The organism is Desulfovibrio piger, from assembly GCF_900116045.1.
Taxonomy (GTDB): domain Bacteria; phylum Desulfobacterota; class Desulfovibrionia; order Desulfovibrionales; family Desulfovibrionaceae; genus Desulfovibrio; species Desulfovibrio piger_A.
Genome location: NZ_LT630450.1, coordinates 2,001,408 through 2,016,920 on the forward strand (window position 1 = coordinate 2,001,408; position 15,513 = coordinate 2,016,920).

Here is a 15,513-nt window from a genome sequence, read left to right on the forward strand (position 1 = left end):
TCTGTTCCTGGCAGGGGGCTTGTGGTTTTCAGAAAAAAAAGACAGATTTTCAGAAAAATATGACAACTCCGGCCCTGTTTCCGCCGTCGGGATGCACCGGCGTGCCCGGGCGGGCCGGCGGAGGAAGCATGTCCGACCCCGTGCGCGCCCTGCCGTCCGGCGGGCCCGGCTGCTGGCGGCGCTGGCTCTTGCCCGTGCTGGCCAGTGCCGCCTGGCTGGTCCTGACCCTTGGCCTGTACCGCCACGCCATCCGGGGCGAGCAGGCCCATCTGCTGGAGCTCTGCCATACCCGCCTGGCGGCCACGGCCCACCAGCTCATGGATGCCCGTGACTGGAACGCGGGCCACGGCGGAGTCTATGTGCCCCTGAGCGCGTACGGCGAGCCCAATCCCTGGCTGCCGGAAAAGGACAGGACCCTGCAGACCGCCGACGGGCGGACGCTGGTGCTCATGAATCCCGCCTACATGAGCCGCCAGATGGCCGAACGTCTCACCGAGCCAGGCTTCCGGCTGGCCATCGTGGGCCAGGCCCCCCTGCGGCCGGGCAACCGGGCCGATGACTGGGAGCGGCGGATACTGGCCACGGCCACGCGGGGCGGGCAGGTCTTCTTCAGCGGCGAGGACTGCCTGCCGCAGGGCCGTCTGCGCCTGCTCAGGACGCTGGCCGCGCAGGAGAGCTGCCTGCGCTGCCATCAGGGCCACAGGGAAGGGGACATGCTGGGCGGCATCAGCATCAGCATGGATGCCGCCGCCTATGTGCGGGATCTGGAGCGGAAGCAGCGGGAGCTGGGCCTGCTCTACGGCCTGCTGGCCCTGACCGGGGTGCTGGCCGTGGGCGGCATCACCAGCAACCTGACCCTGCGGCGTCTGCGGGCCGAGGAGAAGAGCCGCCTCAAGAGCGCCTTCATGGGGCGCCTCAGCCACGACATGCGCACCCCGCTGGCGGCCATGCTGGGCATGGGCGACCTGCTCGGCCGCCGGGACTGCGGGACGGCGCAGCGGCAGACGGCCCTGGCCTATCTGCGCCGGGCCTGCGGGGCCCTGCTGGAAATGGTGGACGACATCACCGACCACGCCTCGCTGGAGCAGGGGGAGGTGCGCCTGCGCTGCCGGACCTTCGACCTGCCCGCCTGCCTGCGGGCCTGCGCGGATCTGTACAGGCCGGCGGCGGAGGGCAAGGGGCTGGAGCTGGCGCTGCATCTGGCGCCGCAGCTGCCCCGGCAGGTCCGCGGTGACAGCTTCCGCCTGCGGCAGGCCCTGGGCAATCTGGTGAGCAATGCCGTCAAATTCACGGAACAGGGCCGCATAGAGGTGGAGGCGGGCGGGGAACGTCTGGCCTCCGGCGCCTTCCTGCTGCGGCTGGACGTCCGGGACAGCGGGCCCGGGCTGGAGCCCGGCGAGGAAAAGACGGTCTTTGAGAGCTTCCGGCGGGGCAGTGCCGCCGGCGGCAAGCCCGGCACCGGTCTGGGCCTGAACATCGTGCGCACCATCGCCCGCCGCATGGGCGGGGACGTGCGGGTGCGCTCCTGTCCCGGGCAGGGCTGCACGTTCACGCTGGAAGCGCGGCTGGAGATGGCGGATGGCGGCCCCGGCCCGCGATCCGGGGCCCCCTGTCCGCCGAAGGGGGACACCACGGCCCCGGCGGCCGCGGCAGGGCCGTTGCGGGGCCTGCGCGTGCTGGTGGCCGATGATGACGCCGCGGGCCGCTATCTGCTCGAGGTGCGCTTGCGGGAGCGGGGCTGCACCGTGGGGCTGGCCGCCGACGGGGAACAGGTCCTGGACATGCTGGCCGCCGCGCCCTGGGACGTCATCCTGCTGGATGCCGGCATGCCCCGCATGGACGGCCTGACCGTGCTGGAGCGCATCCGCGCCGGGCAGAGCGCCGCGCCCCGGCGACAGGCGGTGATCGTCCATTCCGCCGGTCTGGCCCCCGGCGAGGAGGCACGCTTCCGCTCTTTGGGCGTGCGGGCCCTGCTGGACAAGCCGGTGCCCCCGGCCATGCTGCTGGCCGCGTTGCGGGACGTGTCCCGCGGCTGTCCCGGCGGCGGGCGGCAGGAGCCGCTGCTGCCCTGCGGCGCGGAGGAGGACGCCCCCGTCATCTGGGACAGGGCGGCCGCGCTGGCGGCCGCGGATCAGGACGGGGAGCTGCTGCGTACCCTGGTCACGGCCCTGCGGGACGATCTGCCGCGTCTGGAAGGGGATCTGGCCGCTGCCCGGAAAATGGCCGCCGATCCTGCGGTCCCGGCGGCGCAGACGGCGGAGGCCCTGCGCCGGGCGGCCCATGCCCTGAAGAATTCCGCGGCCACGCTCTGCCTTGGGGAATTGCGTCTTCGGGCGGCGGCCCTGGAACAGGCGGCCCGCCAGGTGCTGGCGGGCACGCCGGACAACGCGGAGGGACTGGAGCCTCTGGCGGCGGCCTGTGCCGCGGCCCTGGCCCGCGCCGGGGACGCCCTGCGGCGGGAAAAGGAGTGATGCGGCGGCCTGCGTGATGGACGATGCCGCCCTGTCCGGCCTGCGGGCGGATGTGCGGCGGCCGTGCCGGGCGGAGGATCGCCCCGGGCCGCCTGCTTCCGGGCGCGCCGGTCCGGGCGGGGGAGCAGGGCGGCAGCAGGCCGGAAGGCTGCTTTCTCCGGCCCGCTGGCCGGGGACCCCAGGGATGCGGCAACGATATGCCGGGCAGCAGGCGCGCCCCTGCGCCGTGCCCGGGAGTGATGACAACAGGGGAAGGCCCGGGACCACAGGCCCGGTCAGGGAGGCGACGATGGCCCGTGTGCTGGTAGTGGATGACGAGAACCTGATGCGCACCATGGTGGAGGTGGCCTGCCGCCGTCTGGGGCACGAGGCCCTGTGCGCGGCCACGCTGGAGGAAGGACGGCGTCTGGCGGCCGCGGGCGTGGACGTCATCCTGCTGGACATGCTCCTGCCCGACGGCAACGGTCTGGACGCGCAGCAGGAGCTGGCCTCCCTGCCCGACGCGCCGGACATCGTGGTCATCACGGGCTACGGCGACGGCGATGCGGCGGAAAAGGCCCTGCGCGGCGGTGTCTGGGATTTTCTCATGAAGCCGGTGCGGGTGCGCGATGTGGAAGAGACCCTGAGCCATGTGCTGGAGGCCCGTGACCGGCGGCGCTCGCGCAGGGGCCTGGAACTGGAACCGGGACATGTGGCGGGGCGCGGCCCGGCCATGCAGGCGGCGCTGGCCCAGCTGGAACAGGCGGCGCACAGCGACGTCAACGTCCTGCTGCTGGGCGAGACCGGCGTGGGCAAGGAGCTGTTCGCCCGTACCCTCTACCGCAACAGCCACAGGGCCTCGCGGCCTTTCGTGGCCGTGGACTGCGCCTCCCTGCCGGAAACGCTGGTGGAGAGCCATCTGTTCGGCCATGCCCGGGGGGCCTTCACCGGTGCGGAACGGGCCAGTGAGGGCCTGTTGCGGGCGGCGCATCTGGGCACGCTCTTCCTGGACGAGGTGGGCGACCTGCCGCAGGGCATACAGGGGGCTTTTTTGCGGGCGCTGGAACTGCGCCGCTTCCGGCCCGTGGGGGAGGTGCGCGAGGTGGAGAGCGATTTCCGCCTGGTGGCGGCCACCAACCAGGATCTGGAGGCCATGAGCGAGGACGGGCGCTTCCGCAAGGACCTGCTCTACCGCCTGCAGGGCATGACCATCGTGATCCCGCCCCTGCGCCGGCGCCGGGACGAGATCCCCCTGCTGGCGCGGCAGGCGGTCACCCGCTGCTGTCGTCGCAACGGCATGGAAGAGAAGGAGCTTTCCCCCCTGCTGCTGGAGATGCTGGGCGAATACGACTGGCCGGGCAATGTGCGCGAGCTGTTCCACACGCTGGAGCGGGCCTGTCTTGCGGCGGAACATGCGCCCCTGCTGCTGCCCGCGCACCTGACCACGGGCCTGCGGGTGGCCGTGGCCCGCAGCCGGGCCGGACGCGGGCGCGGGGCGGGGGACGAGCCCGGCGGCGGGGAGGCCCCTTCAGTGCTGCCCGCCGCCGCTGCGCCGGCCGGGAGCCTTTTCCCTCCCATGCCGGAGGAGGGGAGGGCCTTCCCCTCGTTGCGCAGCTGGCGGCAGGAGGCGGAACGGCATTATGTGGCCAGGGTACGGGCCCTGTGCGGTGATGACGCCAGGGCGGCGGCGCGCATGGCCGGGGTCTCCCGCGGGCACTGGTACGAGCTGCTGAAAAAATACGGCTTCTAGGCCCGCAGGCGGCTGCCCGCAAGGCGCGCGAAGGCTTGCGGCAGGCCGGGAAAGCGGATACAAGGGGAGAAGGGACATTTCCCAGCTTTGTGAGAAAGGATTACCTAGGCATGAGCAATCCCATTACCGTGAAAGGCTATGTCTGTTCCGTGCCCCGTGCCGCCGATGCGCGGCAGGCCAGTGTGGCTGTGGTGCAGGACGATGTGGAATATCGCATCATCCCTCGTGGCGCCGGTGCCGATCTGGCCGATGAGGTGAGCGCCCTCGTGGAAGTGACCGGCCTGCTGGAGCAGGTGGACGAGGTCAACTACATCCAGGTCCGCGGTTATACGCTGGTGGATGATACGTCTTCCTGGGACGACGACGAATAGCGTTTTCACGGGACGCACGCCGGGCCGGCGCTGACCGGCGGCGGGCGTTGGCGCGCTGTTTCCCGGTCACCGCACAGGACGGCATGGCCGTCATGTCCGCTGCATGACAGGCGTGCGGGTCTGGGGGTGCGTCCCCGGAAAAGTCCCGTGGGAGCCGGGTGTGCGGCAGGCCCCATCTGTTTCCGTACGATGTGGAGACGGCGGGAACGCGTGATGCGTTCCCGCCGTCTTTTTTTATGGGCGTCGGCCTGCTGGGCGCTACGGCCCGGAACGAAGGCCCACCCGCATGGCGGGTGGGCCTGATGTCTCAGATGGCCCCTAGCGGCGGCGGATCACGGACGGCAGGGCGAAATACAGCCGTGCGGCCAGGTCGAAGCAGGCCCCGGGCAGATGGCTGGCCCACCAGAACAGACGGTATTTGCGCGAGCCGTCACGCCAGGGCCGGATGACGGCGCGGGCCTCGCTGCCGCGTCCTTCGCGCCACAGGCTCACGGCCTTCTGGAAGGCGGCGCGGCGCGTCAGCAGGCTGACCAGCTCGGGATGCGCCGCATCATAGCCGGGCCAGAGACGGCGGTGCTTTTCCAGGATGTACAGGGTCTCGTCCGCGAACTGGCCGAATTTGCGGAAGGTGGTGTTGTTGCCGTGCACCCGCCACAGGGTCAGGGGCGCGTCCACATGGTCCAGTTCCCAGTCGTGGGCCACGCGGTAGAAGAGGTCGGCCTCCTCGCAGACGTTGAGGCCCTCGTCGAACCAGACCGGCGCGCCGCCCTCCCGGGCGGGCGGGCAGACCACGCTGTCCAGGGCGGTGCGGGAAAGCATAGCCGAGGACATGGAGATCCACTGCCGTTCCATGAGGGCGGCAAAGGCCCTGCCGCGCTGGGGGCGGGATTCGGCGAACAGGCGCTTCAGCACATGCTTGCCGTCGAAGATCTCGGTATCGGTGCAGACCAGGCCCACATGCGGATCGGCGTCGAAGCAGGCCACCTGACGGGCCAGTTTTTCGGGCCGCCACAGGTCGTCGCAGTCCAGGAAGGCCACATGGCGCCCCCGGCTCTGCGCGATGGCCAGGTTGCGGGCCGCGCCCAGGGGCACGGTCTCTTCACCGCGAAAGTAGCGCAGTCGCCCGGCCAGCCCGGCATGGCCCCGGGCTATCCGCGGGCTGCTGTCCGTGGAGCCGTTGTCCCAGAAGATGACCTCGAAATCGGTGAAGGTCTGGGCGGCCAGGCTGTCCAGGGCCTCCTGCAGGTGTTCGGCGCTGTTCAGGCAGTTCATGATGACGGAGACCACGGGGGCCTCGGACGTGGGGACATGATGCATGGATGTACCTCGTGATGACGGGGACGACAGGTTCATGGAGCGTACGGGCCGGAAGACCCAGAGTCGGCATGCCAGATAGAGGAAAAGCGGGGCCGCCAGGGAGGCGGCGGACAGGGCTGGACCGCGGGGGACGCCGCACCAGCCGAGCCCCCGGGCGAACAGGTCGCCCAGCCAGAGGCCCGCGCCCTGTACCAGAACGAAGCGGGGCAGCATGCGGGCGTGGTCGCCGCCCCTGATGTCGAACGTCCAGAAGCAATGCCCCGCATAGGCGGCCAGCAGGGCCAGCAGCCCGGCAAGGGCATGGGCCGCCGGGGCGGGCCAGTGGGCCCAGCTGACGAGCAGATGGCCGGCCCAGAGATAGCAGAGGGTGGCGCTGCTGCCCACCATGCCGAAACGGAGCAGGGGACGGGACAGCAGGCTGCGGGCAAAGGCCGTGGTCTCGGACAGTATCGTCATGGCATGTTTGGATGGCATGCGCCGGGCATGGCCCTGTACCGGCAGGGGGTCGGACGGGCGGAGCCGCCTGCGGCGGCTCCGTTACCGGAAAAGGTCAGGCCAGGGTGGCCGTGATGACGTCGCAGATGTGTTCCACATCGGCGGCGCTCAGGCCGGGATGCATGGGCAGGGTCACCAGTTCGCCGTAGAGCTGCTCCGTCACGGGCAGGGGCAGGGAGCCCGGAGCGGGGCGGAACAGGCTCAACAGATGGTTGGGCTTGTAATGGACGCCCACCGGGATGCCCGCGGCGGTGAGGGCGGCCTTGAGCTCGTCCTTGCGGCCGTCGAGCACGCGCACGCAGACGATGTGCGGCACCACGAAATCCTGCGGGTCGGTCTGCAGAAGGCGCAGGCCCTCAAGTCCCGCCAGACGCCGCCGGTAGATGTCGCCCAGGGCGCGGCGGGCCGGGATGAATTCCCCGTCCAGACGCGAAAGCTGCACGCGGCCGATGGCGGCCATGATGTTGCTCATGTGGAAACGCCAGCCGATGCGCTTCACGTCCGGGTCCCAGGTGCGGGTACCGGCAAAGCGGGAGCGGGTGTCGCCCTCCACGGAGAGCAGGCGGGCATCGGCGGCATATCCGGCTTCCGTGGCGTTGAAGAAGACGGCGCAGCCGCCCTCGCCGGAGGTGATGTTCTTGATGCCGTCAAAGCTGAAACAGACCACGTCCCCGAAGCTGCCGATCTTGCGGCCGTGATGCAGGCAGCCGAAGGCATGGGCGGCGTCTTCGATGACGCGCAGGCCGTGTTCCCTGGCGAAGGCATGGACCTCGTCCAGATGCCAGGGGTTGCTGGCATAATGGACGGGCATGATGGCCAGGGTGTCGGGCGTGATGCGGCGGGCGGCGTCCCCGAGGTCGATGGTGCCGGTCCCGGCCAGCACGTCGCAGGCCACGGGTTCGCAGCCGGCGGCCACGATGGCCTGGAAGGAGGCCACGAAGGTCAGGGACGGTACCAGGATCTGCGGCTTGCGGGCGGCATCGCGCGGGGCGATGGCGTCCACGGCCAGGGTCAGGGCGGCGGTGCCCGTGTTGGTGGTCACCACCTGTCCGGGCGCCACGCCCAGATAGGCGGCCAGTTCCTGCTCGAACAGGCAGGTCTCGTGTCCCATGCCCAGATAGCCGTCCTCGACGATGACGCGACGGACGGCTTCGGCCTCGGCTTCGCCCACGATGGAACGGGAAAGACGCATGCTCATGGCATATCCTCATGTTTCATGGAAAAAGTAACGGGCAGGGGCAGCCCGGAACTCTGCAATACGCCCTATCGTACGGCGGGGCAAGCAAGGCGTGGAGGGCTCCCGTGCACGGCGCGCGGCTTGCCCGGCCTGTCGCTGTCAGGGCGATACCCTGTCTATGCGCGCGGACAGGCCGCCCTTTCGCTCGACCTTTTGCCCCGGCTTTGGCATGCTGCGGCGACGCACGGAGGCCCGGACAGGCCGCGCCTCCGGCGGCCACCGAGAAGGAGATATCGTCATGTGGGTTCGCATCTGGCCGCATCTGGCCCTGCTGCTGGCCATGGTTTTCTGGAGCACGTCCTATGTGGCCCTGCGCATCGCGCTCAGCGCGCTGGATCCGTTCACGGTCATGGCCGGGCGCATGGGCGTGGCCACGCTGCTGTTCCTGCCGCTGTGGGGCACGCTGCTGCGCGACCTGCGCCGCAAGGGCCAGTGGCGCTGGCTCCTGCTCATGGCCTTTGCCGAACCCTGCTGCTACTTTTTGCTGGAGACCCGCGCCCTGTGCCTGACCACGGCCTCGCAGGCGGGCATGGTCATCTCCCTGCTGCCGCTCATCACCGCCGTGGTGGCCTGGCGCCTGCTGGGGGAACGGGTCAGCCTGCGCGGCTGGGCAGGCTTTGCCCTGGCCGTGGCCGGGGTGGTCTGGCTCTCCCTGCAGTCGGCCGTGGACGAGACCGCCACGGCGCCCGTGCTGGGCAATTTCCTCGAGGGGCTGGCCATGGTCTGCGCCGCGCTGTATACCGTGCTGGCCCGGCGTCTTTCCGCCGCCTATGCGCCCCTGCAGATCACGGCCGTGCAGTCCTTCGTGGGCATGAGCTTTTTCGCCGGGCTGCTGGCGCTGGCGCCCCTGGATCACACGCCCGTGCTGCTGCATGTGGAGGTGCCGGACTGGGCCCCCTGGGCCAGCGTGGCCTATCTGGGCGGGGTGGTCTCGCTGGGGGGCTACGGGCTCTACAACGTGGGGGTCAGCCGCCTGTCGGCCGCCGGTGCCGCCGCCTATACCAACCTCATCCCCATCCTGACCCTGGCCGGCGGCGTCATCCTGCTGCGCGAGGTCTTCCTGCCCGGCCAGTACCTGGCCTCGGGGCTGGTGGTGGCCGGGGTGCTGCTCAGCCAGTGGGGCGGCCGGAAAGGCCGGCGCGAGGGGTGTTAGGGGCTGTTCGGATTTGGAGGGAAGGGGGCCCCCTCATCTCTGCTGTCGATGCCCGTAACGCTCCTTCGTCGCTGACGGGCACGGCCCTTTGGGCCGCTATTCGGCCGCTGCTGACGCGAGGGGGGGCCCAAAAGCCCCCATCCCTTTGACAGGACTGCGGTGAGGCCGGGGATGCGGGGGCGTGGTGTGCCTGCGGCAGCAGGAAGGAATCCCGGCAGCAGGATCATGTTATCGCCAGGTGGGCGGCAAGGCGGCCCGCACGCCGGAAACCCGGACGACAGGACGCCCGCCTCCCGGGGGAGACGGGCGTCCTGTTTTGGGGCTGTGACAGGGATCAGGCATTGCCCGCGTAGAACACGTGACGGCCGCTGCGGGCCGCGCTGATGCGGTAGATCTGGATGGTGTAGCGTCCCTTGCCGCCGCACAGGGGGCAGGAATCGGTGATGAGCACGCAGCTGGCGTCCAGTTCCAGCGGGTCGATGCCCACGGCCGCCAGCAGGCGGCGGGTACGGCCCTTTTCCCAGACGATGGGCGCGCCGCAATGGCCGCACTCCACATAGAGCATGTCGGGGTCGAAGGCTTCCGGCTGCGGCAGCACGGGCACGTTGACCGTATGGGGGTCTTCCTGCCGCGCGGTCAGGGAACGGCTGCCGTGCAGCAGGGGACGTCTGCGGTTGAGGGGGCGCCGGAGGGCGCGCTTGCCTTGCGTCTGGCGGCCGGATAGAGTGGCCGCATGTCTGGAGTATCTCGTCATATTCGTTTGTTACCGCCTGAGTTGCGCAATCAGATCGCCGCCGGCGAGGTGGTGGAGCGTCCGGCCAGTGTGGTCAAGGAGCTGGTGGAAAACAGCCTGGATGCCGGGGCCACACGGGTGGACGTGTTCCTGGAGAACGGCGGGCAGAGCTGCATCCGCGTGCAGGACGACGGTGCGGGCATCGCCCCCGGCGAACTGGAGCTGGCCGTGACCCGTCACGCCACCAGCAAGATCGCCAGCATGGACGATCTGGAACATATCGCGTCCTACGGGTTCCGCGGCGAGGCCCTGCCGAGCATCGCCTCGGTGGCCCGCTTCAGCATGGAGTCCGCCGTGGCCGGAGCCGACGGCGCGACGGAGGCCAGCCGCATCGTGGTGGAATTCGGCCGCCTGCTGGCGGTGGAGCCTTCGGCCCTGCACCGGGGCACCATCGTGGAAGTGCGCGATCTGTTCACCAATATACCCGCACGGCTCAAGTTTTTGAAGACCCCGGCCACGGAGCTCAAACGGGCCCAGGAATGGCTGGTGCGTCTGGCCCTGGCCCGCTGCGACGTGGGCTTCAGCCTCAGGGCCGGGGAACGCGAGGCCCTGCGCTTTTTGCCCGGACAGGGCCTGCGTGACCGGCTGGCCCAGCTGTGGCCGCGCCTGGTGGTGGAGGCCCTGCGGCCGTTCGATGCCGAACGCCACGGCATCCGGGCCCGCGGTCTGGCGGCCCTGCCGTCGGTGAGCCAGCAGCGCGGGGACCGCATCCTGCTGTATGTCAACGGCCGCAGCGTCAGCGACAAGCGCCTGCTGGCCGCCGTGCGCGAGGCCTACAAGGGCCGCATCACCAGCCGGGACTACCCGCAGGTGGTGCTCTTTGTGGATATGCCGCCCGATATGGTGGATGTCAACGTGCATCCGGCCAAGAGCGAAGTCCGTTTCCGGGACGAGTCCTCGGTCTTTTCCGCCGTGCTCCATGCCGTGCAGGGGGCCCTGGTCAGCGATGTGGAAAGCGTGCTGGACGCGGCCCGCGAAGCCGACGATGCCCGTCCGGTGGCGGCGCAGTCCCGCCTGTGGGACGACCTGCCCCCGCGCCCGCAGGGCTTCTGGGGCAGTGCCGATGCCGCGCCCCTGATGCGGCATGTGGAGGACGGGACGCGGGAAGACGAGGGGCAGTGGCAGGTGCGGCGGCCCGATGCGGACGGCAGCACGGTCCCCGGGGCCATGACGGGCACGGGCTACACGGCGGATGCCCCGGTCATGCCGTCACCGCCCGGCAGTGCGGCGGCCTTCGCTTCCGGGCGCACGGCCCCCGCGGGCCTGCGGGAAGCCGTGGCCCCTTCTGCGTTTTCGGCCGCGTCCTTCGCGGAGGATGCGGAGGGGACGGGGCGCTTGTCCGCCGACAGGCAGGAATTTTTCGAGAGCGCCCGGCAGACGGCCCGCTCGGCCATGCCGCCCGGACATGCGGCGACCGTGACGGCCCCGGAGAGCACGGACGAAAACCTGGCGGAACATGCCCCTGTGCCGGAGACGGGCGGGCCGGAGGGCCTGCCGGGGACCGGGGATGCCGTCTGCGGGACCGGCACCGACGTGACGGACGAGAGCGCCGCCGGACGGCATGAGCTGGTGGTGGGCGACCTGACCTATCTGGGCCAGGTGGCCGGGACCTACCTCGTGCTGCGTGATGCTTCCGGCGCCCTGATGCTGCTGGACCAGCACGCGGCGCACGAGCGTGTGCTCTACGAACGCTTGCGCAAGGGGGCCTTCGCGGGCACGGCCCAGTGCCTGGCCCTGCCGCTGGAACTGGCCCTGCAGCCGGTGGAAGAGGAACGCTTTCTGGAAGTACGGGACAATCTGGAGCGCATGGGCTTCGATGTCTCCTGCTCCGGCGGCCGTCTGCTGGCCCGGGGCATCCCGCCCTCCCTGTCCCGCAGCGAGGCCGGGGAATTCCTGCGCGAGGTGCTGGCCGGCCGCAAGGACGACATCCGTGCCATGTTCATTTCCCTGTCCTGCAAGGGCGCCATCAAGGCCGGGCAGCGTCTGGCCGATGACGAGGCCGCGGCCCTGCTGCGCCAGTGGCTGCATACGCCGGAGCGGGAATACTGCCCCCACGGCCGTCCCAGCATCCTGCGCTGGGATGCCGTGGCGCTGGAGAAACTGTTCAAGCGGCGGCAGTGAGGCTTCCGGGCCTGTGTGCGCGGCAGCGCTCCCGTACCTGCGGGAACGCCACGTTCCTGTGCTGACGGCCTCCCGCCGCACGGCAGGTTCGTCCCCGCCCGGCAGCTTTCTGGCCGTGCCGTAAAAACAGGCATCCAGGTGCCATATGATAAGAAAAAGACCGGGACAGTCCCTCAGGGGGCTGTCCCGGTCTGTCATGCATGCGGGAGCCTCGGGCATCACAGGTGCCAGTGGGGCGCCAGGAGATGTTTGACGTTTTCTATGGCCACGTTCTGGTCGTGAGTAAGATGGTTACGGACGATCAGGCCCTCAACGGGATCCGGAACGTCCGTTTTTTCGCCGCTCATGGCCTCCAGCACGTTCAGGATGCAGAAGGACATATAGTTGCCTTTGCCGCCCTCCAGGACAGCCACCAGACGCCCGTCGGCGTGGCGGTCGGCGATGCCGCACACCAGTTTCGTCAGCTTGCCGTAACCTCTGGCGGTTATTTGCTGACGCCCCAGCGGGTCGAAGATATTGGACGCGAAGCCGGCGATAAGGACGACAAGTTCCGGTTTGTACTGGTCGGCGACAGGGACGATGATTTCTTCAAAGGCCTTGATGTAGGCGGCATCACCGGAGCCGGAAGGCATGGGGATGACCACATTGTAGCCTTGTCCCGCTCCCTCGCCGATATGGTCGGCGTTTTTATCGGCCGCACAATTTTCGGCCATGGCGCCACTCTGGTGCGTTTCTGCGTAGAGGACTTCATCCGTATCGTACCAGGCCTGTTCAATACCGTTTTTGTAGTGATTGTCGAAGTCGATGAGCATGATCCGTTTCAGGCCATACTTTTCGCGTGCGCGCTGGATGAGGATATTGAAATCGTTCACTACGCAGAAGCCGAAGCCGCTTTCGCGTTCCGCATGGGCTCCCGGAGGACGCTGGAGGCAGAAGGCGTTGCGGACATGGCGCGCCATGACCTCATCCAGTGCCACGAGGTCGCCGCCCACTGCCTGGGCTATGACATCTAGTCCGCCGTGGCCGATCCGGCAATATTCGCCCACAAGGCCGCCTTCACCGGCACTGAGGCGTTGCAGCTTCTCGATATAGGCAGCGGAATGGAAGCCTGTAAGCTCTTCCGGGGTGGCCGGACGGGGTGCGATGGGGACAAGTTTTGCCAGAAGCCCAGACCGCTCCAGCAAAGCATGGGCCTCCGTCACCCGTTCCGGGGTATCGTAATAGTCAGTGGTGCTTATCCAGGGAGAATATTCCGCAGGGATACAGAGATAGCCATCGCCAGCCTTGTAAGCGGCGGAGGCGGGAACGTACATGAGACCTGTTTTTTGTTGGGACATGGTTATGCTCCTTGATGAAGGGAGAGGGGTTATTGCCGCATGGCCCGCAGGCCGTTGGCCACCACCAGCAGGGCCGTGCCCACGTCGGCGAAGACGGCCATCCACATGGTGGCGTGACCGGTGAAGGTCAGGGCGAAGAACAGCGCCTTGACGCCCAGCGCCAGCGTGATGTTCTGCACCAGGATGGCAAAGGTGGCCCGGGACAGGCGGATGAAGCGGGGGATCTTGCGCAGGTCGTCGTCCATGAGCGCCACGTCGGCGGTCTCGATGGCCGTGTCCGTGCCGTTGCCGGCCATGGCGAAACCGACATGGGCCCGGGCCAGCGCCGGGGCGTCGTTGATGCCGTCGCCCACCATGCCCACCGTGTGTCCCCGGGCTTCCAGTTCCTCGATGACGGCGAGCTTGTCCGCCGGGAGCAGACCGGCCTTGAAGCTGTCCACGCCCACCTGGCGGGCGATGGCCGCCGCCGTGTGTTCGTTGTCACCGGTGAGCATGACCGTGGTCACACCCAGTTTTTTCAGTTCCCTGACGGCTTCCAGGCTGCTTTCCTTGAGCGTGTCGGCCACGGCCAGCAGGGCCTGGATGCCGTCGTCGCCCACGAGCGCGACCACGGTCTTGCCCTGCCGTTCCAGCCGGGAGATCTGCTCCCCGACCTCTGCCGGGCACCGGCCCAGCGATGCCGCAAGGCGGCGGTTGCCCAGGTACCAGCGCCGGCCGTCCATGACGCCGCTGACGCCCTGACCGGGCAGGGCCGTGAAGTCGTCCACGTCCCGCAGGGGGATATGGTCTTCCGCCGCGGCCTGGGCGATGGCGCCGGAAACCGGATGGTCGGAACGGGCCGCCAGGCTGGCCGCCAGCGAGCGGACTTCCGCCTCATCTTCCTGCCCGGTGCACAGGCAGTCGGTCTGGCGCGGCTTGCCGTGGGTGAGGGTGCCGGTCTTGTCCAGGGCCAGGCAGTCCAGGCGTCTGCCCTGTTCCAGGAACATGCCGCCCTTGATGAGGATGCCGTAGCGGGTGGCGGCGGCCATGCCGCTGACGATGCTCACCGGCGTGGAGATGACCAGGGCGCAGGGGCAGCCGATGACCAGGATGACCAGGGCGGTATAGATGGCGTCCGTCCAGGCGCTGCCCAGGAACAGGGGCGGCACCACGGCGGCCAGCAGGGCCACCAGGAAGACGGCCGGGGTGTAATAGCGCGCGAAGGTGTCCACAAAGCGCTGCATGGGGGCGCGGCTGCCCTGGGCCTCTTCCACGGCATGGATGATGCGGGCCAGCGTGGTGTCCGTGGCCGCGGCGGTCACCTGGAACTCGAAGGAGCCGGAGGTGTTGAGGGTCCCGGCGTAGACCGTGTCCCCGGCCTTCTTTTCCACCGGCATGCTCTCGCCGGTGATGGGCGACTGGTCCACCAGGGAACGGCCGTCCAGCACCAGACCGTCCAGGGCGATCTTTTCGCCGGGGCGCACGCGCACGCGGCTGCCCACGGCCACCGTGCGGATGTCGGCTTCCTGCCAGCTGCCGTCCTCACGCAGCACCGTGGCCGTATCGGGCGCCAGGGCCAGCAGGTCCTTGATGGCGTTGCGGGCCCTGTCCAGGGCCTTGGCCTCGATGGCTTCCGAGACATTGAACAGCACCATGACCATGGCGGCTTCCGGGAACTGCCCGATGAGCACGGCCCCGGTGACGGCCACGGACATGAGGGCGTTGATGTTCAGGTCGAGGTTGGAGACGGCCAGCCAGCCCTTGCGGTAGGTGGTCAGGCCGCTCAGCAGGATGGCGATGAGGGCGCAGCACAGGGGCAGGAGCGTCAGCACGGGCCAGCCGCCCACGCTCCAGGTGGCCGGGTCGAGCCCAAAGGGCCGCGCCCCCCAGTGCTGGATGAGCTCCAGGATCTCGGCCAGGGCGGCAAAGCCGCCGGCCACGGCCAGCCGCTTCCAGGGGATGCGGGGGACCGGGATGGCGTCCTGGGGCCGTGCCGTCCCTTCCAGCAGCCGGGCGCCCATGTCCAGGCCTTCCAGGGCGGCGGTGATGGCCGGGAGGGCCGCGGGCTCGTGCCGCACGCGCACATGGCGCTGCATCAGGTCGACCTCAAGGCCGAGCACTCCCGGCAGGCCGTCCAGGGCCTTGCGGATGAGGCGTTCTTCCGTGGGGCAGTCCATGCCGTCCACCGAAAAGACGGCCGTGGCGCCGCCGGCGGCATCCAGCGGTTCCGGCGTCATGTCGATGGCCTTCAGGGCAGCCTCGATGGACGCCGTGGACGGGAGCTCGTGCTCCACGGTGAGCACACGCTGCATGAGGTTGAAGCCGAGCCCGGTGATGCCCGGGACGGTGGCCAGTTTTTTTCTGATGAGCGCCTCTTCCATGGGGCAGTCCATGTTGAGGATGCGGTACACGGCACGCGTGGCGGAAGGGGCCGCCAGCGTGCTCCAGTCCACGGCCTGGGGCGCGTCATGGCCGCAGCAGCAGCCGTCATGCGCGTGCGCATCGTGGCC

General features: G+C 69.3%; 10 protein-coding genes. 5 read left to right on the forward strand and 5 right to left on the reverse strand.

Annotation, left to right across the window (positions count from 1 at the left end):
- Positions 1–128 precede the first annotated feature (128 nt).
- The 3 genes from DESPIGER_RS09030 (at position 129) to DESPIGER_RS09040 (ending at position 4,571) form a co-directional block, all read left to right on the forward strand.
- Positions 129–2,471 carry a hybrid sensor histidine kinase/response regulator gene (locus tag DESPIGER_RS09030; protein WP_072335816.1) on the forward strand — a complete coding sequence of 781 codons (2,343 nt, stop codon included), beginning with the start codon at positions 129–131 and terminating at the stop codon, positions 2,469–2,471.
- A gap of 289 nt (positions 2,472–2,760) precedes the next feature.
- Entirely contained in the window at positions 2,761–4,200 is a 1,440-nt protein-coding gene (locus tag DESPIGER_RS09035) for a sigma-54-dependent transcriptional regulator (RefSeq protein ID WP_072335819.1), read from the forward strand.
- Positions 4,201–4,310: 110 nt separating this feature from the next.
- Positions 4,311–4,571 carry a hypothetical protein gene (locus DESPIGER_RS09040; RefSeq protein WP_006006945.1) on the forward strand — a complete coding sequence of 87 codons (261 nt, stop codon included), beginning with the start codon at positions 4,311–4,313 and terminating at the stop codon, positions 4,569–4,571.
- Positions 4,572–4,889: 318 nt separating this feature from the next.
- Here the strand turns inward: DESPIGER_RS09040 and DESPIGER_RS09045 are convergent, their stop codons facing one another.
- Positions 4,890–6,344: a glycosyltransferase family 2 protein gene (locus DESPIGER_RS09045; protein WP_162273860.1), complete on the reverse strand. Its 1,455-nt coding sequence runs from the start codon at positions 6,342–6,344 to the stop codon at positions 4,890–4,892.
- A 94-nt stretch (positions 6,345–6,438) separates the two neighbouring features.
- Positions 6,439–7,581, reverse strand: a complete 1,143-nt coding sequence (locus tag DESPIGER_RS09055) for a DegT/DnrJ/EryC1/StrS family aminotransferase (protein ID WP_072335822.1) — start codon at positions 7,579–7,581, stop codon at positions 6,439–6,441.
- Between the two features lie 277 nt (positions 7,582–7,858).
- Here DESPIGER_RS09055 and DESPIGER_RS09060 point away from each other — a divergent pair, with 277 nt between their 5' ends.
- On the forward strand, positions 7,859–8,773 hold the full coding sequence (locus DESPIGER_RS09060; protein ID WP_072335825.1) for a DMT family transporter: 915 nt from the start codon (positions 7,859–7,861) through the stop codon (positions 8,771–8,773).
- A 334-nt stretch (positions 8,774–9,107) separates the two neighbouring features.
- Here DESPIGER_RS09060 and DESPIGER_RS13350 read toward each other — a convergent pair whose 3' ends face one another.
- Positions 9,108–9,527: a hypothetical protein gene (locus tag DESPIGER_RS13350; RefSeq protein ID WP_231927557.1), complete on the reverse strand. Its 420-nt coding sequence runs from the start codon at positions 9,525–9,527 to the stop codon at positions 9,108–9,110.
- On the opposite strand from DESPIGER_RS13350, the gene mutL reads away from it, so the two are divergent.
- Positions 9,507–11,687 (forward strand): DNA mismatch repair endonuclease MutL, encoded by a 2,181-nt coding sequence (mutL, locus tag DESPIGER_RS09070; RefSeq protein WP_072335828.1) that lies wholly within the window; start codon positions 9,507–9,509, stop codon positions 11,685–11,687. The genes DESPIGER_RS13350 and mutL overlap by 21 nt on opposite strands.
- A gap of 218 nt (positions 11,688–11,905) precedes the next feature.
- On the opposite strand, the gene DESPIGER_RS09075 is transcribed toward mutL, so the two are convergent.
- Complete coding sequence (locus DESPIGER_RS09075; protein WP_083575360.1) at positions 11,906–13,024, reverse strand: hypothetical protein; 1,119 nt, start codon at positions 13,022–13,024, stop codon at positions 11,906–11,908.
- A gap of 29 nt (positions 13,025–13,053) precedes the next feature.
- On the reverse strand, positions 13,054–15,396 hold the full coding sequence (locus tag DESPIGER_RS09080) for a heavy metal translocating P-type ATPase (protein WP_231927666.1): 2,343 nt from the start codon (positions 15,394–15,396) through the stop codon (positions 13,054–13,056).
- Positions 15,397–15,513 lie beyond the last annotated feature (117 nt).